Source organism: Pseudomonadota bacterium, from assembly GCA_030860485.1.
Taxonomy (GTDB): domain Bacteria; phylum Pseudomonadota; class Gammaproteobacteria; order JACCXJ01; family JACCXJ01; genus JACCXJ01.
The window spans coordinates 1-20041 of record JALZID010000302.1; the positions used below are offsets into that span (position 1 = coordinate 1).

At 63.1% G+C, this 20041-nt stretch carries 20 protein-coding genes and 1 pseudogene; 5 read left to right on the forward strand and 16 right to left on the reverse strand.

Annotation, left to right across the window (positions count from 1 at the left end):
* Positions 1-133 precede the first annotated feature (133 nt).
* From M3461_19025 to M3461_19050, 6 genes are all read right to left on the reverse strand, one after another.
* On the reverse strand, positions 134-550 hold the full coding sequence (locus M3461_19025) for a hypothetical protein (GenBank protein MDQ3776295.1): 417 nt from the start codon (positions 548-550) through the stop codon (positions 134-136).
* A 92-nt stretch (positions 551-642) separates the two neighbouring features.
* On the reverse strand, positions 643-1512 hold the full coding sequence (locus M3461_19030; GenBank protein ID MDQ3776296.1) for an IS3 family transposase: 870 nt from the start codon (positions 1510-1512) through the stop codon (positions 643-645).
* Entirely contained in the window at positions 1449-1811 is a 363-nt protein-coding gene (locus tag M3461_19035) for a transposase (protein MDQ3776297.1), read from the reverse strand. The genes M3461_19030 and M3461_19035 overlap by 64 nt, the downstream gene beginning before the upstream one ends.
* Positions 1812-1928: 117 nt before the next feature.
* On the reverse strand, positions 1929-2228 hold the full coding sequence (locus M3461_19040; GenBank protein MDQ3776298.1) for a hypothetical protein: 300 nt from the start codon (positions 2226-2228) through the stop codon (positions 1929-1931).
* A gap of 574 nt (positions 2229-2802) precedes the next feature.
* On the reverse strand, positions 2803-3288 hold the full coding sequence (locus tag M3461_19045) for a hypothetical protein (GenBank protein MDQ3776299.1): 486 nt from the start codon (positions 3286-3288) through the stop codon (positions 2803-2805).
* A 119-nt stretch (positions 3289-3407) separates the two neighbouring features.
* Positions 3408-5081 (reverse strand): hypothetical protein, encoded by a 1674-nt coding sequence (locus M3461_19050; protein MDQ3776300.1) that lies wholly within the window; start codon positions 5079-5081, stop codon positions 3408-3410.
* Between the two features lie 189 nt (positions 5082-5270).
* On the opposite strand from M3461_19050, the gene M3461_19055 reads away from it, so the two are divergent.
* The 3 genes from M3461_19055 (at position 5271) to M3461_19065 (ending at position 6936) form a co-directional block, all read left to right on the forward strand.
* Entirely contained in the window at positions 5271-6245 is a 975-nt protein-coding gene (locus tag M3461_19055; protein ID MDQ3776301.1) for an integron integrase, read from the forward strand.
* A gap of 105 nt (positions 6246-6350) precedes the next feature.
* A complete protein-coding gene (locus M3461_19060) occupies positions 6351-6602 on the forward strand; it encodes a hypothetical protein (GenBank protein MDQ3776302.1) in 252 nt (83 codons plus the stop codon).
* Positions 6580-6936 (forward strand): type II toxin-antitoxin system PemK/MazF family toxin, encoded by a 357-nt coding sequence (locus M3461_19065; protein MDQ3776303.1) that lies wholly within the window; start codon positions 6580-6582, stop codon positions 6934-6936. Before M3461_19060 ends, M3461_19065 begins: the two co-directional genes overlap by 23 nt.
* A gap of 223 nt (positions 6937-7159) precedes the next feature.
* On the opposite strand, the gene M3461_19070 is transcribed toward M3461_19065, so the two are convergent.
* From M3461_19070 to glyQ, 8 genes are all read right to left on the reverse strand, one after another.
* On the reverse strand, positions 7160-7594 hold the full coding sequence (locus M3461_19070) for a helix-turn-helix domain-containing protein (GenBank protein MDQ3776304.1): 435 nt from the start codon (positions 7592-7594) through the stop codon (positions 7160-7162).
* A 28-nt stretch (positions 7595-7622) separates the two neighbouring features.
* Positions 7623-11333 (reverse strand): pyridine nucleotide-disulfide oxidoreductase, encoded by a 3711-nt coding sequence (locus M3461_19075; GenBank protein MDQ3776305.1) that lies wholly within the window; start codon positions 11331-11333, stop codon positions 7623-7625.
* A gap of 10 nt (positions 11334-11343) precedes the next feature.
* The gene (locus tag M3461_19080; GenBank protein MDQ3776306.1) at positions 11344-11613 is read right to left on the reverse strand and encodes a DUF4389 domain-containing protein; all 270 of its coding nucleotides are present in this window, start codon (positions 11611-11613) and stop codon (positions 11344-11346) included.
* 128 nt (positions 11614-11741) lie between these two features.
* Positions 11742-12689: an MBL fold metallo-hydrolase gene (locus M3461_19085; protein MDQ3776307.1), complete on the reverse strand. Its 948-nt coding sequence runs from the start codon at positions 12687-12689 to the stop codon at positions 11742-11744.
* Between the two features lie 186 nt (positions 12690-12875).
* A complete protein-coding gene (locus M3461_19090; GenBank protein MDQ3776308.1) occupies positions 12876-13199 on the reverse strand; it encodes an RNA-binding protein in 324 nt (107 codons plus the stop codon).
* 136 nt (positions 13200-13335) lie between these two features.
* A complete protein-coding gene (gene gmhB, locus M3461_19095; GenBank protein MDQ3776309.1) occupies positions 13336-13884 on the reverse strand; it encodes a D-glycero-beta-D-manno-heptose 1,7-bisphosphate 7-phosphatase in 549 nt (182 codons plus the stop codon).
* Between the two features lie 4 nt (positions 13885-13888).
* Complete coding sequence (gene glyS / locus M3461_19100; protein ID MDQ3776310.1) at positions 13889-15958, reverse strand: glycine--tRNA ligase subunit beta; 2070 nt, start codon at positions 15956-15958, stop codon at positions 13889-13891.
* A gap of 4 nt (positions 15959-15962) precedes the next feature.
* Complete coding sequence (gene glyQ, locus M3461_19105; protein MDQ3776311.1) at positions 15963-16949, reverse strand: glycine--tRNA ligase subunit alpha; 987 nt, start codon at positions 16947-16949, stop codon at positions 15963-15965.
* Positions 16950-17050: 101 nt separating this feature from the next.
* On the opposite strand from glyQ, the gene M3461_19110 reads away from it, so the two are divergent.
* Positions 17051-17605: a hypothetical protein gene (locus tag M3461_19110; GenBank protein ID MDQ3776312.1), complete on the forward strand. Its 555-nt coding sequence runs from the start codon at positions 17051-17053 to the stop codon at positions 17603-17605.
* Between the two features lie 35 nt (positions 17606-17640).
* A complete protein-coding gene (locus M3461_19115; GenBank protein ID MDQ3776313.1) occupies positions 17641-18816 on the forward strand; it encodes an FAD-dependent oxidoreductase in 1176 nt (391 codons plus the stop codon).
* Between the two features lie 22 nt (positions 18817-18838).
* Here the strand turns inward: M3461_19115 and M3461_19120 are convergent.
* Both M3461_19120 and M3461_19125 read right to left on the reverse strand, forming a co-directional pair.
* Positions 18839-19127: pseudogene (locus M3461_19120) on the reverse strand (chromate transporter).
* A 686-nt stretch (positions 19128-19813) separates the two neighbouring features.
* Positions 19814-20041, reverse strand: a 228-nt coding sequence (locus M3461_19125; GenBank protein MDQ3776314.1) for a hypothetical protein, incomplete at its 5' end; no start/stop codon positions are given.

Genomic DNA, 20041 nt, shown 5'->3' on the forward strand with positions numbered 1-20041 from the left:
TTTGGATGCGTGCCCACGGCTATACCTGATGTCATCGTGTGCTCCACTTTTGTGAACCGCCTAGTGCGGACCCGCATGCTAGGTGGTGTGGGGGCCGGGGGCCAAACGCCCCCGGCTACCCGATTAGCTGACGTCATACGATGCCCCACGCGGAGAGTTCCGCCTTTACAGCATCAACGTACTTCCAGCAGTCGCCGCGTTCAAGTAGCTGCCCGCGATGCGCCACGTCATTTCTGAGTTCTGCACCGGCTCTGATTAGTGTGAAGTCGCTCCAAGGCAGCGCCTTTTCACTGCTCGTGAGCAACGCGCCAAGAAAATGGCTTTTGCAACCGAAGTGGCCTTCACTGGCGAGTTGTTCAAGTACGTCATTGAGCACGGCAAAGGCGTGAATGAAAGGAAGGTTGTGCGTGGCGTTTGCAAGCGCAAATGGAAACGTGCCACCGATAACGCCCTGCGACGCGAATGCGCTGCGTTGGAGTCGTCCTCGGAGAACCTCCACTCCAGCCCAGCCGCTTTGAACCTCCGCAAGTGTTACGCTGTCGCGAATCACTGCTGCGTTTCCTAGTCAGCTAACGCTTGCTTGAGGGGCGCGGCGCTGTTTGCCGCGGGATCTTCCCCCGATTTTGTAGACACTGTTGTTCCTCAAACGGCTATCGTCTCATATTGGACGGGTGATAGGTACCCTAATGATGAGTGAAGCCGCTTCTGATTGTAAAACGGGATGTAACTACGCATCATCTTCTGTAGCTCCTTCTCCTGCTCAAAAACAACACCGTGAACGACATCGGACTTCATGGAGTGAAAAAATGACTCCATATGCGCATTGTCGGTCAACTCTCCTGGGCGGTTCATGCTCTGTACAAACCCGAGCTCTGTCAGTCGGTCTCGGAACGCATAGCCGGCATACTCGATCCCTCGGTCGGTGTGAAAGATCACGCCGGGACCAGGGCGTCGATGGAATACCGCTCGATTGAGCGATGCGAGCGTCAGAGCCACATCTTTGTTTCGGCCGAGACTCCAACCGATGACCCGACGCGAATACTTGTCGATGACAATTGCCAGATACCGCCACTGCCCCCCGACCTTGAGATACGTAATATCGCCCACCCAGACCCGGTCCGCACGATCGGCAATGATATCGAGTTGGCGGTTGGGAATGCTAGCGAAGAACGCATGGCTCCCCGGATTGGCATGATAGAGTTTTGCCGAACGTGCCCTCAGGCCGTGTCTCCGCATGCTCCGCTCCACACGTTTCTTCCCGACCCGGCTGCCTTGCGCCTTCAGCGCGGCATGAATCCGCGGACTCCCGTAGGTCCCACCGTTCGCCTGATATATCCGCTCGATGTGCACCCACAGCCGCCCATCGGCCTTGGCGCGCGCACTCTCACCGCGCCCCTTCCAGGCATAATACCCCGCCCGCGTTACCCCATAGAGCCGACACATTACACTCATTCGGTGCTCCCCCCGGTGTCGGTCAATGAACTCGAAGACCTCCGCCTTCGTTCCGAACAAAACCGGATGGCTTTTTTTAAAAGCGTATGCTCCTCTTTCAATAGCGCATACGCGCGCTCGACTTGCCGTAGCCGGTTAAGCTCCGTTGCGGTCTTGGTATCAATGTCCAGCTTCTTCGTCTTGGCCACAATCTTTCCCTCCCGTACTTCCTTGCGCCAGCGTGACAACATAAAGGGGTGAATATCTAGTTCCCGTGCAACATCTCGAATCAGCACCCCTGACAAGGAACTCAGCTTTACCGCCGTGGCCTTGAATTCACCACTGTAGCGACTAATTTTCCTCAGCCCTGCTCTCGGCATCTGACACCTCCTCTCTCGTTAGATCAAGGTGTCTACTTTTTCGGGGGAGGTTCAGCGTCCCTCTCGAAGCGACCGTTAGGCTTTGAGTTGCGATGTTGCACGCCCAACACGTAACGGTCAATCTTTATCTATGTACCCTTTTACGTTACCGTTCTTGTCGTAGACTGTATTCTTTCCACGTGTCCAGTGATAGCCACTAGTGTCAGTGCTCCATCCAGGCCACTTCCCCTGCAGTACTAATCCGGCAATTCCTACAATTATCGCCCAATTATCATGTCCGTGCTTCCAAAGCCAAATGGCTCCCCATATGCCAGCAATTGTAGGTAGGAACAGCCAAGCGAACTGTAGGGCTACAATTGCTATCACTAACGCAAAGCCGTAAGCAACTACGTAGAAGATTATCGTAAGTATATCCATAGCTAACAAATCCTGAACTATGCTATGCGGACCAGCACGGTTCACGCCTAACGCCCAAACTCAGCGGCGGCGTAGCCGTCCGCTGGAGTAACGGGTTGGGCGTATGGACGTAGACTTATTTGCATTTATAGGCCTTCCCATACCATTCGTTGGTTATGCTAGTTCCTTGTTGGGACCAAACGATATGAGTTGCTCCTAAATCTACGGCCTTGTTCATTGCTTCGGCCTTAGCACTTTTTGATCCTGGGGATGCCAGAAGCCCCACAAGCATAGCGTTTGACCCTGTTACTGTGCCAAGAGACTTGCAATTGTTCGTGTCTGTTATTTCCTCAACTTCCGCAATTGAGTTAGGTTTCATTGTTGCACAACCCGAAGAGACTATTGAGCCAACAGCTGTGATAGCGAAAAGTACAGTACGAAAACTCATTGGATTTCTCCTATGCCTCTGAGAATCAAAAGTTTGGGCTTTGGAAGCTGTAACAACGCCCAACGAAACAAGATCAGCCGCGCCGGGCAAGAGGGCTTGGAAAGGCGACGGCGATCCACGGCGTCGGCTGCAGCGCATGGTTCGGCATCATTTCCGTGAGAACTTGGCCAGGAATTCGGGCTGCGTCATGATGCGAGTGGAGAACAATTGCTCCAATTTAACGCGGCGGTCATTTCGAACGAAAGCACGTCTATCATCCGTTACGAAAATGTCACGCTTCTCGCGAACGTGCGCGCAGAGGATCATGGCGTCTCGGAGTTGACTCCTCTCACCGTGGTTCAACGTTGCGCGGCGATTTGGCGGCGGAAAGCTGCCGTCAGCGATGATAGCCAACGCGCGCTCGAGACAAGCGGTGTCGGACTCTGCGCCCCAGAAACCACCGTCCCAACAGCTTTCGCCCCACACGAGTGTCTCCGGAACGCGCGAAGTCTCAGCGCCCGGAGTGAGATTAACGGAGCCTTCGATCTCACGGTGCGTCACCGAAGTCATGGCAAACGCGAACTCCCCGGGCGCGATGGCGGCGACTAAGTCCTCGATCGGAAGGATATTGGTGTCGACCGTGACTGTCAGCATGAGGTCTTCTGTGATGCCGAACGCCCAAGCTCAGCCGCCGTTTTGCCGTAGCGAAGCGGAGGCAAGACGGTCGGCTGGAGCGCCTTGTTAGGCACGGCGCAGTTTATTGGGCCCTGCGATCATTCATATCTGCGAGGCCGTAACTGCGCTTCGACATCCATGATGGGATCCTCCGAAACGCTTCCACGCGGACGACGTGCTTCTACGCAGGTTTCCCCAGCTAGAACGGCTTCTCTTTGGCCTTGGACTTCCTGAACAAAGTCCTGCAAGCTCACGACGAGGGGCACCAGAAACAATCCTCTTTCTTTGACTAATTCCAGGAGCCACCCGTGCGTGACGAGGGCGGCCAACTCGTTGATCTGTTCTGGGCTGAGCCCCGCCTCGGCCATAGCCTTTAGCATCGGCAATGAGAGTCCTTCCGCGATCATTGCGTCCGCCCACACAGCCGCCTTCTTGGGATCGAATAGCGAGTCCGCGTCGTACGTTCTTTCGATATCAGGAAGTATCTGGTCTAGCTTGGAGGCCGTCGCGACCATTTCTTTTTCAATTTCAAGATAACGCTGTCTCTGTAGTTCCTGTGCCTCCTGGTCACCGAACATTGCAGCACCCATCAGGCGGGATCTTGTAACGGTGTGAGCATTCTCCAAAGCGAGGATGTGCGCCGCCGTTTCCAGCAATCTCCTCAGGGCATCAAGTGCCGGCGGGATCGGCGACTTGCTTTCCGGCCACTTAGGAAGGCGCAGCGGCTCAACCGCGACCGCTTCGCGAAACTGTGGGTCTGGCGCAGGGGGATCCTTGGCGATCAGCCCCGCTACGCTGGCGGCAGCATACGCCGCCGCAGCAGCCGCCGACAAAGTGGCGGCCAGCGGCAAGCCGACGATAGTGGCGGCTGCTATCCCCGCCGCCACTATCAAACCCGCAGCGCTGGCGGCAGCCCCAAATGCCATCGCCCCTGCAAACTGTTTTTTGTTCGACACATCAACGTGGCGTACTAGTCGACTCGAGCAGACGCCCTTGTAAACGTTCCCATACTCGTCGGTGCACTGGAACCAGGCCGCGTAGGCGAAGGCCTTGTGCAGAGGGCCGTAGATGACGTACGTCACGACCATCAGCCAAGACCAGTCTTTCATGAAGTTAAACGACAACGGTGTGCGACCCCCGGCCGCGATGTTGTTGCGAGTATCGACCTGGACCGGGAGATCGCCGCAAGGGTCGATCTGCGGGTTTTCTTCAATGCGAACCTCCGAGAGTTCAGCCGAAAGATGCGCCACCGTTGCGAATCGGGATTTATTCACAAAATCCGCGACCAGAATATACCCATCCTTCCATGGCACCGACTCGAAAGTAGCGACCCGCCATTGCCACCATGAGGCGTCTATCGGCTCAGGTATCACCCAGAAGTTCGCTGCCCAGCGGAAAGGTTTGGCAGTCGGCTTGTCGCTGCGGAGGATTACGATCTCCAGTGACTTTCGGCCGAAACGGTATACGGTATTGGCTACGTTCCGGTCGCGTATAGTAACGTTCTCCGTCTGGTTGGATTCGTCCGTGACGGGGATGTCAGTACGCTCGTGGACTAAATGGCCCTCGATCAAAAAACGCACGGTGATCGAACCGTTCCACGAACGCCCCCAGTCGGCATCCCACGGATCAAGGAAGCGTCTGAACCGCCAGTTGATCTGCACAGGTTCGCCTGGTACAACGTTGCCAACTCTTAATTTCAAAGGATCTGCAAACCCGTGCGGACTATAAATGCCGACATGTGTCGCCAATTTCGGAGAAAATTTACCATTCATAAGAAACCTCCAGGATTGAAGTAAAGAGAGTGCCTAACTAGAAGTAGACCCCCTAAAAGGTGCTTTACTTCTGCGTCACGAGGCGGTATAGTGCGTCCTGCTACAAACGCCTCGCTTCACATATCAGGCACTTGCGCACAGTATAGCACCCCCTAATACGGGAAGGCAAACACACCTTCGGAGGTCGGTATGGGTGAAGGACAACCCCGTCTTTTGGATCAGGTCCGGGACCGGATCCGGCGCAAACACTACAGCATCAGGACGGAACACGCGTACGTCGATTGGATCCGACGTTTTGTGTTGCATCACAACAAGCGACACCCACGCGAGATGGGGGCTGCGGAGGTCGAGGCGTTTTTGACCCACCTCGCGGTCGCAAAGCAGGTGTCGGCCTCGACACAGAACCAGGCCAAGAGTGCCATCCTGTTCCTGTACAAGGAAGTCCTCCGGGAGCCCCTGCCGTGGCTCGATGGCATCGAGTCGGTAAAACGGCCGGCACGGCTGCCGGTGGTCTTGACCCGCCAAGAGGTCGAATCGATCTTCAGGCATCTGAGCGGCACGGTGGGATTGATGATCCGCCTCCTCTACGGGACCGGCATGCGCATCATGGAGTGTGTGCGGCTGCGGGTGAAGGATGTCGATTTCGCCCGGTGCGAGATCGTGGTCCGGCAGGGCAAGGGGGCGAAGGACCGCATGACGGTCTTGCCGCAGAGCCTCGCGGTCCTGCTCAAGGATCACCTCGGCAGGGTCAAGAAGCTGCACGAGTCGGATCTCGCAGCGGGTTATGGCGAGGTATACCTCCCCGATGCACTGGCGCGCAAGTATCCGGGCGCTCCAAAGCAGTGGGCGTGGCAGTATGTATTCCCCGCGCGCACGCGCTCGGTGGACCCGCGCTCCGGGGCAGTGCGCCGGCACCATGCGGACGAGAAGGCGCTGCAGCGGGCGATGCAAGAGGCCGTGCGGCGGGCGGGCATCGCCAAGCTGGCGACGCCCCATACCCTGCGCCATTCGTTCGCCACCCACCTCCTGCAATCCGGCTACGACATCCGTACCGTGCAGGAGCTTCTCGGCCACAAGGACGTGTCGACCACGATGATCTACACGCATGTCCTGAACAAGGGAGGCCGGGGGGTGGTGAGCGCGTTGGACGGCGTCGGCGCTTAAGGCCCGTAACCCGTCGGGCGGACGAGCGGCCGGTCGCGGCCCCCGCCTTCCGGATGACCGCGCATGGGTCGGCACCGGACCATGGACAAAAACCGAGGAGGTTGTATGCTCAAGAGCGTTGAAGGTGTGTATCGGGATGGCAAGATTGAATTAACCGAACGCCCTAGGGAAGTGCGCGACGAAACGCGGGTCATTGTGACATTTCTGGAGACAAGTCATATCGACTTGCGAGCACGTGGGCTCGACGAGGCACAGGCAGCAGAGCTCCGGGCACAGTTGGGGACCTTTGCCGAGGAGTGGGACAGTCCGGACATGGATCTGTACGATAATTATGATGCCGCCAAAGCCAAGCTATAACCGTGGCGATGTGGTCTTGGTGCTCTATCCCAACTCCGACTTGCGCACGGCGAAAACTCGTCCTGCTCTGATTGTCCAAGCGGACAACTTACAAACCGGATTGCCACAAGTCATCGTGGCGATGATCACCAGCCGCCTGTTTCGTGCCAACCATCCGAGTCGTGTGGTGGTCACAGTATCAACGCCCGCCGGGCAACAATCGGGCCTTCTGACCGACTCGGTAGTGATGACAGATAACCTGGCGACAGTTGCGGAAGTCGCGATCGACCGAGTGATCGGCATCCTGCCGATGGCGGACATCGATACCGCTTTACGACATACACTGAAGCTATAGACCGAGTCTTATAGCGCTGCGAGCCGAACCGATAAGGATTGAGACGATTGAGACCGTTGTTCAAGAAGCCCGGTATCGGGCACAGCGCTTCATAACGGGAATGCTTCAGTAAAGCGCCGGTAGCCTTCGGTGGGTTACGGCGCAAACGGCGCTGCCTAACCCACCTACATCGACTGGCCAACAGCAGGCGGTGTTCGTTCACGATGGCTCAAGTCGCAGACTCTCAGCTTGACGGGCGTTCCCGAAACAGCGACTCGATCAACGGGCAATCCGGCCGGTTTCCGGCCTCACAGCGGGCGGTCGCGGTGCTGAGCGCGCGTGCCATCGCCTTCAGATCCGATAGCTTGGCGCGCACCTCGGCGAGATGCCGGCAGGCGAGGTCATGCGCCGCCTCGCACGACGCGACCGGATCGTCCGCGAGCCGCAGCAACGCCCGTACTTCATCGAGACTGAACCCCAACTCGCGCGCGCGGCGAATGAAGCAGAGGCGCTTCAGGTGGTCCAGACGGTAACTACGGTAACCGGCAACCGTGCGAGCCGGCGCCGGGAAGAGGCCGATGCGCTCGTAATAGCGTATGGTCTCGATGTGGACGTTGGCGGCCCGAGACAGCTTGCCGATCCTGAGACCTGCCCGGTCCGACGCGGGTGTGCCGGCCATTGCTTTGACACAGGGGCTTGCCGCATTCCTACCCCGGTCGCAACCCCCCCTTCTCGAAAAGATAGTCCAGCCAGATCCCCGAGAGCTTTTCCTGCACGGAGTTCTGTTTGAGGCGGGCGTGGAGGTTGGGGAAATCGACGCGGTCGAGCTCCTGGTCCTGGTTGTAGCAGGAGTAGACGAAGTACTCCTCCCCGGTCTCGGGGTCGATATGCTTGCAGAGACACTGGGCGCAGACGCCCTTCATCATGCACTGCATCGGCGAGTTGATGGAGCCGATGGCGATATGACGGGGGTTGAGGTAGGGCTTCAATATCCCGTGACGCGCCTCTTTGACGGCCGCCATCATGCGGTCCGAGCCGATGGCGATGATGTGCTCGACATCATCGAGATGGATGGACGTCTCGCCGAGGGCGCCGCGGGCGTAGGCCAAAACGGCCTCCAAGATGTTGCCGACCGTGCTCTTGTCCTGCGGGCGGGTCACCGAAATGGGCTCCGCGCCCGGGATCGGGTCCACCGACCACACGATGATGTCCGAGGCCGCCTCGACCTCGGCGATCTTGAACACGTCGTGCCGGTTGCGATAGCCGGCGAAGTAAATCACCTGATTGCCCGCGGCGCGCAACGCCTTTCCGATCGAGAACAGCACGGCGTTGCCCAGACCGCCCCCTAACAGCATCACGGTCTTGCCGGAGGGGATGTCGGTCGGGGCCCCGGTGACGCCCATGACGACCAGCGGATCGCCCGGCTTCCAGAGCGCGCACAGGCGCGAGGAGCTGCCCATCTCGAGCGCGATGAGCGAGATGAGCCCGCGTTCCTTGTCCACCCAGGCGCCGGTCAAGGCCAGGCCCTCCGAGACGAGCGCCATGCCCTCGACGGTGGGCGCCAGGGCCTCCAGGTTCTGCACGCGATAGAACTGGCCGGGGCAGAACTTGCGCGCCTGCATGGGGGCGCGCACGATCACCTCGATGATGGTGGGGGTGAGGCGCTTCACCTCGACGACCTCCGCGGAGAGGTTTTCGTCCAGCCCCTCCTGAAAGGCCTGTAACGCGCGCTCGCGCTCTGCCTGCCGCCCCGCGTCGAGCTGGCTCAACTCGCGCTCGAAGAGCCGCACGATATAGGGATAGCCGTCGCGGGCGCTCGCCATGGCCTTGACCACGTTGCCGGCATACACGGGGTGGTTATCGCCATAGAAGGTGACATGGCGCCCCTCGCGGGAATACGAAGTAAACGGGGCCGGGCGGCCGATCTTGGGCCAGCACCGATCGCTTATGGGCTCGAGCCGCCACTCACCGTTCGCGGCGATCGGCTCGTGGCGCCGGTAGGAACGCCCGTCCATCTCGAAGGTTCCGATATGCTCGCTTTCGTAGATCGTGTTGGGCGAGGTCCCGGCGGCGATGAAAAGGCTCTTGAGCGGCACCTCGAGCTCGGTCCCCGTGCTTCCCCAGCGCCCGCCCTCTTCGGTGAGCCGCTCGAAACGGACGGCCCGGAGATGCCCGAAGCCGTCGGCGACGGCGCGCTTGGGCTCCATCCCCTCGGACCAGGCGATCCCTTCTTCCATGGCCTTCTCGATCTCCTCGTGGTTCTGGCGGTAGGCGGGCGCATCGCGCATGCCTTTACGATAAAAGAGCGTGACGCCGCCCCACTCCCGTAATAGCGGTTGGAAGTTCGGCGACTCGCCCGACGATTTCGCGCGCTCGCGCTCGGCGCGCACGGCCCCCCCGTGGGCGAGCAACTCGTCGAGGATGGTCAGTTCTTCCGGATCGTAACGCCCGCGCACCGAGCCCTCCTCGTAGCGGTTGACGAGGGTCTCGTAGCGGCGCAGGAGCTTCTCGACCTGGACCGGATAATAGGCCAGGAGCTCGGTGGCCGTGTCGATGGCGGTCAGGCCCCCGCCAATGACCCCTGCCGGCAGGCGCACCTGGAGGTTGGCGAGCGAGTCCTTGGCGGCGCCGGTCAACTGCAGCGCCATCAAGAAATCCGAGGCCTTGCGGATCCCGCGCAGAAGATTATTTTCGAGCGGGATGATGGTCGGCTTGCCGGCGCCGCTCGCGATCGCGATGTGATCGAAGCCGAGGTCCCAGGCCTCGTTGATGGTGAGGGTGCCGCCGAAGCGCACGCCACCGTAACAGCGGAATGCGCGGCGCCGCGCCAGGGTGAGATAGATCACCTTGAGGAAGTTCTTGTCCCAGCGCACCGTGATGCCGTACTCGGCGACCCCGCCGAATCCGGTCATGACGCGCCGGTCGAGGTCCTCGTAGATCTCGGCGAAGTCGCGGATCGGGCGCGGGGCACGCTCGTGACTGCCGGTCAGCTCCACGGGCAGGGGCTCGATCTTGAGCCCGTCGATCCCGACCACCCCGAAGCCCTCGTTCAAGAGGTAATGCGACAGCGTATAACCCGCCGGCCCGAGCCCGCAGACCAAGACGTTCTTGCCGTTGTAAGGGAGCGCCGCGGGGCGCCCGACATTGAGCGGGTTGAAGCGCGTCAAGAGCCCGTAGATCTCGAACCCCCAGGGCAGGCTCAAGACATCGGTGAGCACGTTGGTCTCGATCTGGGGGATGTCGACGGGCTCGGTCTTCTGGTAGATACAGCCCTTCATGCAGTCGTTGCAGATCCGATGACCGGTGCCCGGGCACATCGGGTTGTCGATTATGATGAGGCTGAGCGCGCCGATGTCGTCACCCCCGCGCTTGAGCACGTGCATCTCGGAGATCTTCTCGCCGAGCGGACAGCCGGTGATGGGGACGCCGAGCGCATTTGTCTTGAAGGTGCCGTCCCTGCGATTGCGCATGCCCTTCGAGCAGGAGTCGGTGTCGCGATCGTGACAATAGATGCAATGATCGACCTCGTAGAGCACCTGGCGCTCGTTCATGCGCCGATCCGTCAGGGCGAATCCATCGCGACGGCGGCGTTGGGCGAGTGGCCCGACGAGCACCTTGTGGCCCCCGCGGTTTTCCGACTCAAAGGGCACGAGGCGCTGGAAATCGGTTTTCTTAGGCTCTTTGAAGCTCACCCAGCCCGCGACCCGGGCGTGCAATAGGGGATGATGGCGCGCGGCGTAGCAGAAACGCTCGATGAGCTCCATGAGCCCGAAGACGAGCTCTCGCGCCGTACCCGCGGCGAGCATGGGGGCCAGGGCCACGGCATTCGGATCGCCGGCCCATGTGTGATTTAGTTGCTGCCGCAAGGCCTGCGCCTGGTCTTCCCAGGCGCCCTGCGACTGTGACGCCATACACAGCGCACGGAGCTTGATCCCCATCTCGGCCAGCGCGCCCTCCTCGTCGGGCGCGGTGGCGCAACGAAGGAGCGCCGCGATCCGGGCCTCCAAGCACCGGAGGTCCCAGCCCGCGAGATCGCCCGGCGTAAAGCGCGCATCGCACTTCATCACGATCTCGCTGCGAAAGGCGAAAACAGTGTCTATCTCGCGGCGGATGTGATCGATCCGTCGCTCGCGCTCGCCGCCGATGCCGAAGAGGCGCGCCACGAACTCCCCGACGAAGGGCGCCATGCGTACCAGCAAGTCCGAGATCGCTTCGGGCGACATCCCCTCTCCGGCGCGTGTACGGTAGCGCTCGAACTCGACCCAGAGGTCGGGATCGCGCGGCCGGACGTAATCGTCGAAGACCGCCAAGAGGTCCTGCAAGCGCTTCGGATCGAAGAGATCGGCGTACCCGAAACCCGGAAAACCCAGGGTGAGCACCGCCTCGACGCGATCGGGGACGCGCTGCGGGAAGTTCATCGTGTCGTTTTCAGCGGGTAGGCCAGTCGCTGAACGGGAAGGGCCTTTCGTCGGACTCGTAGGTCACGTAGTTGAGGATCTCGTAGATGTAGCGCGAAAGCCCGGGGGCGAACGCCACGAGCCTCGGGTTCAATTCGCCGGTGAAGAGCCGCGAGAAGAACTGGAACACCACGATGCCGAAGACCAGGAGTTCCGCGGCGGTGTAGATGACGACGAAGACGATCATGAAAAACCCGCGCTTCCAGGTCTCGGTGTCTTGCAGGTGCTCGGCTGTGCTCATTTTCGTTCCTCCCCCGAGAGAATGCATGATAGACCGGCCACGGTCATTGATCGACCCCCTGAATCCCCTTACCCAGTCGATCAAAAAGCGCGATCTGTGGCCCGCGCCCGGTGCACTCGGCGGCGCCATCAATGCGCCCGCCGCCCGAGCCACACGAGCAGCCCCTTGGCGTTCAGCTCGATGTCCATGGACAGGACATCGTCGGTCAGAAACTCCGCATCGGCGGCCCCGTGCTCGCGGAGCCGCGAACACAGATAATCCCGCAGGCCGGAGGCGATGGCCGGCAAAGGGTCCGGCCCAGCGGCCGCCGCCTCGGTGATCGCCACGAAGGCCCGAAGACCCCGATGCAGATCCGAGGCTAGGCGTTCGAGGTCCGCGACGCGGCTGTAGTGGGTGAGATAGATGGCAGCCGGCCGCTCGGCCATGAGCCGGTCGATGGATGCATGGGCCGCGTCCGGGTCGAAGTGCACTGGGGTCGTGGCGGGAAAGATGAACTCGCCCCGGGGGCCGTCCAGCTCGCGGTAGGACACGCCGAAGGTATCGCCCGCGAAGATCCCCCGAACCTCCTCGTCCACGATGGAGACGTGATGAAGCGCATGACCGGGCGTGTGCAGGAAGGTCAATGTGCTCTGCCCGAGCGTCAAGCGTTGGCCATCCTCGACCACGACCAGGCGCTCCGCGGGGATGGGCCGGACATCGCCGTAGTGGCGCCGAAACACCTCCTCGCCGTACACCGCCAAGGTCCCCTCGATCAGGCGTCGCGGATCGGCGAGGTGGGCCGCGCCGCGCGGGTGCACGACCACGCGCGCCGCGGGCAGATGACGGCACAGCAGACCGGCACCGCCGGCGTGGTCGAGATGGATGTGGGTCAGAAACACATAGTCGACATCGGACGGATCGATGTCCTTCGCCGCGAGCGCCTCGATGAGCCTCGGCACCGAAGGGCCGGTCCCGGTATCCACGAACGCCGCGCGCCCGTCGCGCACGAGGAGATGGCTCGCGTCCAGCCGCGGGCGCACGAAGCCGGTATCGATGGCGGTGATGCCGTGTGGGAAGTCGAGGAGCCCGTCCCTCATGGCGGCCCCCCGGTACGAGCACGCGCCCACCCGAATATATAAGGGGGGAGGGGGTGCGCCCCCACACCACCCTCCGCCGGGGTGGGGAAAGGTAGCGTGGGGGGCGAGGGCCTCACCCGGTGAGGCGACGGGATACCGATGACGGCGCGATGGCGGGGACGGCGTGCGCCAGGCAGCGCCTCTGGGTTAGAAACGGCGCCGACCGGGACCTCCTCCGCCTGGGCGCCGGGGACCGCCGCTGCCCGGCCCGCCACCCCCACGGTCGTCGGTCCGCGGCCGGGCTTCGTTCACGGTCAGCCGTCGACCCTTCAGGTCCTTGCCGTTCAGCTCGGCGATCGCCGATTCGGCTGCGGCCTTGGCCGACATCTCGATAAACCCGAAACCGCGCGGTTCTCCGCTGAACCTGTCCTTGATCACGTTAACGGATGCAACCTCCCCGAAGGGCTCGAAAGCGCGCCGCAAATCGTCCTCGGTCACATCTCGGGACAGATTGCCAACGAAGATCTTCATTCGGTATTCCTCTAAGTAGTCAATTGAGTGCGATGGCCCCTGGCAAGCTCGGCCACGCGAGTGGATCCTACGCGCACTTGCGCATTTCGGGAAGAAGGCCGGGGTCGCGCACCCCTCGAACCGACGCCGGTGCTCACTAGCGCCCTGGGCCGGGCGCACACAGCTCGTCGATCACGGCGGCCAGGTCCTCGTAGATCGGTAGGGAGCGAAGCTCGGGGTTGGCGTCGCGGGTGTGGCGGCCGCGGCCGGTCTCGACCAGGATCGGACGAGCGCCCGCCGCGCGCGCCGCCTGGATGTCGGTGAGTCGATCGCCGACCGCCGGCACCCCCTCGAGCGGGAGGTGCAGGCGCTCCGAAAGCTCCCGGAACAGCCCCGGCCGCGGTTTGCGGCAGGCACAGCCCTCGCCCGGACCGTGGGGACAAAAGAACACCGCCTCGATACGCCCACCGTGCTCGGCCAGCCGCTGGTGCATCTTCTGATGGACGAGGTGCAACTGGCCGACAGTGATGATCCCGCGCGCGAGGCCCGATTGATTGCTCACCACCACGACCCGGTAGCCCGCGGCGTTGGCGCGGGCCACGGCCTCCAGGCTCCGCGGGATCGGGATCCACTCCTCGGGAGACTTGATGAAGCGATCGGATTCCTGATTGATCACGCCGTCCCGGTCCAGGATCAAGAGCCGCATCTGGTTACTGCAGCCTCGAGAGGTCCGCGATCTCCAGGAACAAGGACTGGACCCGGCAGAGCAAGGTCAGGCGGTTGGCCCGCAGGCGCCGATCCTCACACAGGACCAACACCTCATCGAAAAAGGCATCGACGGGCTCGCGCAGCCCCGCGAGCGCGCACAGCACCGCGGTATACTCGCGCCGATCCAGCCCTTCCCGAACCGGCCCTTCCAGCGATTCCAACGCCGCCGACAGGCGGCGCTCGGCGGGCGCTTCCAGGAGCCCGGGTTCCAGCACGCCTATCTCGAGCTCCTGCGCCTGTTTGAGGAGGTTGGCGATGCGTTTGTTGGCAGCTGCCAGCGCCGCCGACTCGGGCAGTGCTCGAAACGCCGTGACGGCAGAGAGCCGCTTGCGAAAGTCGAGGGGCTGCGGGGGTCGGCGCGCCAGCACGGCCTCGAAGGCATCGGAGCGCGCGCCGTCCTCGGCCAGATACCCGCGCAGCCGCTCCATCATGTAATCGAAGACCACCGGCACGACACAAGGATCGAACGATCGGCCGTACAGCGCGGCGGCCCGCGACAAGAGATCGAAGAGGTCCAGGTCCAATGTACCTTCGATCAAGATGCGCAGGCACCCGAGCGCCGCCCGCCTGAGCCCGAAGGGATCGCGGTCGCCGCTCGGCGCCTGAGCAATGCCGAACACCCCGCAGAGCGCATCGAGCTTGTCGGCGAGCGCCAGCGCCTGTCCGGTCCGGGTCCCCGGCAGCCCGTCACCGGCATGGCGCGGTAGGTATTGCTCGGCCAGGGCCTCCGCCACCTCGGCGGGTTCGCCGGCCCGGTTGGCGTAGTGGCGACCCATGAGGCCTTGCAACTCGGGAAACTCCCCGACCAGTGCCGTGACGAGATCGCATTTGGACAAGAGGCCCGCACGCCGCGCCAAGTCGGGTTCCCCGCCGATGTGCTGCGCGATTTCCTCGGCCAGGGTCGCAAGGCGATCGGATCGATCCAAGAGCGTCCCGAGACGCTCCTGGTAGACGACCCGCGCGAGCGCCGCCCGCCGCGCCTCCAAGGGCTCGGCGAGGTCCTGCTCGTAGAAAAACGCGGCGTCCGCCAGCCGGGGATGGACGACTCGCTCGTTGCCGCGCCGCACCACCTCGGGATCGCGGCTCTCGATGTTGCTGGTGGCCACGAAATACGGCAAGAGCCCCCCATCGGCATCGAGGATCGGAAAGCACTTCTGGTGGTCCTTCAGGGTCGCGATCAAGACCTCGGCCGGCATCCCCAGGTAGCGCCGATCGAAGGCGCCGACGATGACCGCCGGCCATTCGCAGAGACCCGTGACCTCCTCCAATAGCTCCGGGTCGATGAGCGCCTGCCCGCCTTGGGCGTGCGCCCTGGCCTCCACCAGTCGCCGCAGCCGTTCTTGCCGCTCGGTAAAATCGGCTTGCACCTTGCCCATCGATTCCAATAGCTGACGATAGTCGCGAGGCGCCGGGATCGACAGGGGCCCGGGCCGCATGAAGCGGTGGCCGCGACTCTCGCGCCCGCTCTGGACGCCGAGGATCTCGGCCGCGAGGGTCTCGGAGCCGAACAGCAAGACGACCCAGTGCACGGGACGCACGAACTCGACGGCGCCCGGACCCCAGCGCATGCGTTTCGGGATCGGGATCGCCGCGAGCGCCTCGCGGACGAGCCCCGGTATGACCAAACCGGCGGGCCGGCCCCGGGCGAGGGTCTGGAAGGCGAGCCAGTGACCCTGCTCGTTCTCCAGCCGGATGAGGTCCTGCACCGCGACCCCACAGGAGCGCGCGAATCCGAGGGCCGCGGGGGAGGGCCGACCCTCTGCGTCGAAGGCCGCGCGTAACGCCGGGCCGCGCCGATGCACCTCGCGATCGGGCTGAGCCGCGGCGACGGCCTCGATCACGAGCGCGAGGCGGCGGGGCGTGGCGTAGGCCTTGACCGTGCCGTGGGTGAGGGCTTCCTTGTCGAGGCGCTCGCCGACGGCGCTCGCGAAGGCCTGCGACAAGCGCCGCATCGATCGCGGCGGCAACTCCTCGGTGCCGATCTCGACCAGGAGATCCTGCGCCGCGCTCACCGGCTCATGCCTCGGCCTCGGATCCGGCGGCGAGCAGGGGGAAACCGAGCGCCTCACGGCTTTGCAGATACGTCTCGGCCACGCCCCGCGACAGCGCCCGCACCCGCAGGATATAGCGCTGGCGCTCGGTCACGGAAACGGCGTGGCGCGCGTCAAGGAGGTTGAAGGTGTGAGACGTCTTGAGCACCATCTCATAGGCCGGCAGCGCGAGTCCGGCCTCTGTCAGCCTCCGACATTCCGCCTCGCAGGTGTCGAACCAGGCGAACAACGAGGCGGTGTCGGCGCGCTCGAAGTTGTAGCGCGACATCTCTACCTCGTTCTGATGGTGGAGTTGGCCATAGGTGATAGGGCCGCAGCGGAGGAGGGGACTACTCTGGCCCTCGGCCCACACCCCATCGGTCCAAACGAGATCGTAGACGCTGTCCACGTCCTGGAGGTACATCGCGATACGCTCCAGACCATAGGTGATCTCGCCGGCGACCGGTCGGCAGTCGAGGCCGCCGACCTGCTGGAAATAGGTGAACTGGCTGATCTCCATGCCGTTCAGCCGCACCTCCCAGCCGAGACCCCAGGCGCCCAGGGTCGGCGATTCCCAGTCGTCCTCTACGAACCGAATGTCGTGCACCAGCGGGTCGATACCGAGCGCGCGCAGGGAATCCAGATAGCGCTCCTGGATGTCGGCGGGCGAGGGTTTCAGGATGACCTGGAACTGGTAGTAACGCTGCAGGCGGTTGGGGTTCTCGCCGTAGCGCCCATCGGTGGGACGCCGCGATGCCTGCACATAGGCCGCGCACCAGGGCTCGGGACCGATGGCGCGCAGGAAGGTGGCGGGGTGAAAGGTTCCCGCGCCCATCTCCATATCGTAGGGTTGCTCCAGGACGCAGCCCTGTCCCGCCCAGTGCTGCTGGAGCACCCGGATCAGGTCCTGAAAGGTCGTGGGCTGTGCGCCCCGAGAGTCGCCGGGCGTCCCGGGGGTCGTCGCGTCCGGCATCGGTCCCGCAAGTATACCGCAAGGGGATACGCATCCGCCCCCGCCTCTTTCAGGTCGCAGTGGTGAGAAATCCGGGCTAAAGTGATATCAGGAGGTGCAACATGAAACGATTGGTCTTGCATGCGACCGACACCGCGCAGTGGCAGGCGCTCGTCCACGAGGCCGAGGCCGCCGCCGAATGCAGCTTGAGCGTGGAGACCGAGAGCTATCTCGTCTTCACGCTCATGCGTTTTGTGGGCCGGGCGCGCCTGGCCAAGACGTGCCTGGCGTTGGGCTACCTCGCGGGGCTCCTGCAGCGCGGCCCGCTGCGCCGCCAAGGCCTGCGTGATGTCGGGGATCAGTGCCTGCTATATACGGGACTGTTTCCGGACCACGCGTTACGGGGCGCGGTGCCGCTCGGCTACTACGTGGGTCTCGGTAAGAGCGCCTACCTGCACCTGTCCGACGCGCCGAGCGGCGATCTCTTCCGGCAGCTGAGCCAGGCCTTCGTCGAGATGATGGATGTCTTGCAGTGCATGCGGGAGCTGGACGGGACCCGCCGCCTCGGGCCTTTGCAGGCACACGCGCTGTGGCTGGAGACGGGGAGCCAACACGCCTTGCGCACCCTGCGCGAGACCACGCGCCATAGCCCGCTCCCCGCCCCCCGGCTGCACTGAGAGTCTTCTACTGCGATGGCACCCCCTGCCCCGCCATGAACCGGGGTGGGTACGATGTCGTCGTCGTAGGCGCCGGGATCCATGGTGCCGGCGTCGCCCAGTGCGCGGCGGCCTCGGGATACCGGGTGCTGATGCTCGAACAATACGGCCCGGCCGCCGGCACCTCTTCCCGCTCGAGCAAGCTCATCCATGGGGGCCTGCGCTACCTCGAGACCGGACAGCTCCCTCTGGTACGCCAGTCCCTGGCGGAGCGCGAGACGCTCCTGCGGATCGCGCCGCTCCTCGTCCACCGCCTCGAGTTCTTCGTCCCTCTCTATCGAGAGACCCGACGGCGCCCCTGGGAGCTCCGGCTCGGCCTGTCGTTATACGCCGTGCTCGGCGGGCTCGGGCCGCAGCACCGATTCCGATCACTCGGGCGCGCTGGATGGGGAGGGCTGGGCGGACTCCGTACCGAGGGGCTGGCCGCGGTGTATTCCTATCTCGATGCCCAGACCGACGATGCCGCGCTGACCCGCGCGGTGCTCGACTCGGCCCGGTCTTTCGGCGCCGAGGTGTCTTGTCCGGCGACCTTCCAGAAAGCGACGCGGACAGACGCCGGTTATTCGATCCACTACTCTTCGGGCCATCCCCCAGGGGTTCGCCCGATCGAATGCCATGGCACGGTGCTGGTCAATGCCGGCGGCCCGTGGGTGGGGCAGGTGGCCGAAAGAGTCCATCCTCCCCCGCCACCGGTCGAGGTCGAACTGGTACAGGGTGCGCATCTACACCTGGACGAGCCGGTCCTGGAGGGGGCCTTCTATGTCGAGTCGCCTGCCGACCGGCGCCCGGTATTCGTCATGCCGTGGCAGGGCGGGACCCTGATCGGCACCACCGAGACCGCCTATCGCGGGGACCCGGCCTGCGTGGCGGCGACCCCGGCCGAGTCGGAATATCTACTCGAAACCTTGCGTCATTACTTCCCCGCCTACCGCGGCCGGGTCATCGGCACCATGGCGGGCCTGCGGGTCCTGCCACACGATACAGTAGCGCCTCAAGAGCGCTCGCGCGAGACGGTACTCTCGGTGGACCGCCGGGAACGCCCGCACTATCTGGCCATCTACGGCGGCAAGCTCACGACGTATCGCGCGACCGCCGAGCACGTGATGCAGAGGGTCGTGCCCGTGCTTCCCGGAAGAGGCCCCCTCGCGGACACGCGCAACATCACCCTTTGATGGGGACGCGCACCGTCGATCAGAGGATGAACAGGAACGATGGCAGGAAGGTGAAAACCGTGGCCACACCGGCCCCCGCGATAGCCACGAGCAGCGGCAGGTCGGGGCCGCAGACTTCCTGGGTCGAGGCGCCGATGAAGCCCACGAAGGCCACCACCATGATGAGCGGGCCCGAGCGCCAGGCCGTCGATGATCTGGCTGCCGGTGAGCCAGCCGTAGTGCTCCACCCCGCCCTGGTAAACATAGGGCAACACCGCGTAGGCGCCGCCGAACGTGAAGAGCGCCGCCTTGGTGAAAAACGCGTCCATACGCCGGACAGAAAAACATGTTCTGTTCACTTCTGTCCCCTATTGTCCCCTATTGTTACCATTATTACTGCAACCCAAGCGTAGACCACCCGCTCACCTTTCGATTTCCACGCCAAGCGTTGCATCCTCGACGCGGCCAGCAGGGCCACTCCTTGGCCCTGGCTTTCGAACGCGCGTAAGGCGGAAAGGTAGGGCGGAAGCCGCTTTTTGGCGTTCCGCCGTATGGCTACCCGGCCGAAGCGACCCGTGCGGCGGATCGCCCTGCGGGCATCGGCCCAACAGATGCCACCCTTCCGATCGGGATGGAGATGGCGTTATCGATGGCACGGCTGGGAGCAGAGGTGAACGCATGCGGCGGAACGCCCACAAAGCGGGCTTCCGCCCTACTCGCTATGTCATCGCTTATTTGTTTGTACATTGATGCCCTCCGTTGCTAGGAGCGCGCGTTACCGGGGCGATGTAACGCACTTCAAAGCGGCAAATGCGGGTAATCGTAGCACCCTTTCCCGCACGTCGAAGGCGGGATTGACGACAAAGAAGGACTCATCTAGATCTCCCGGCGTGAGCTTGTGTACAAAGATAATGGCTGCAATTCTCTCGCGAAGCGTTTTAACCCGACTTAGCCGATTCGGGGGGTACCGAGGTCCTAAGTGATTGATATCACTCATAGGGACCCCCCTAGGTCTGCACTACAGGGCGGTGGCTGATGACCGGCTGGCGGTGATCTTCGGCGGCGGTTGGGCGGGGAGCTCGAGCGCGAGTTTGTCCAACAGCAGCGTCAGCTCGGGCGCAGGCTGGGTGTAACGGGTGAGGACGAGCTCCCGACCGTCAGTGGTCGGGATGTGCACATCGAGCATCTGCATGGCGGCAAACTTCTCGATCACACTGCGCGGGGTCAACCCCGGCGCCAGGGGGTG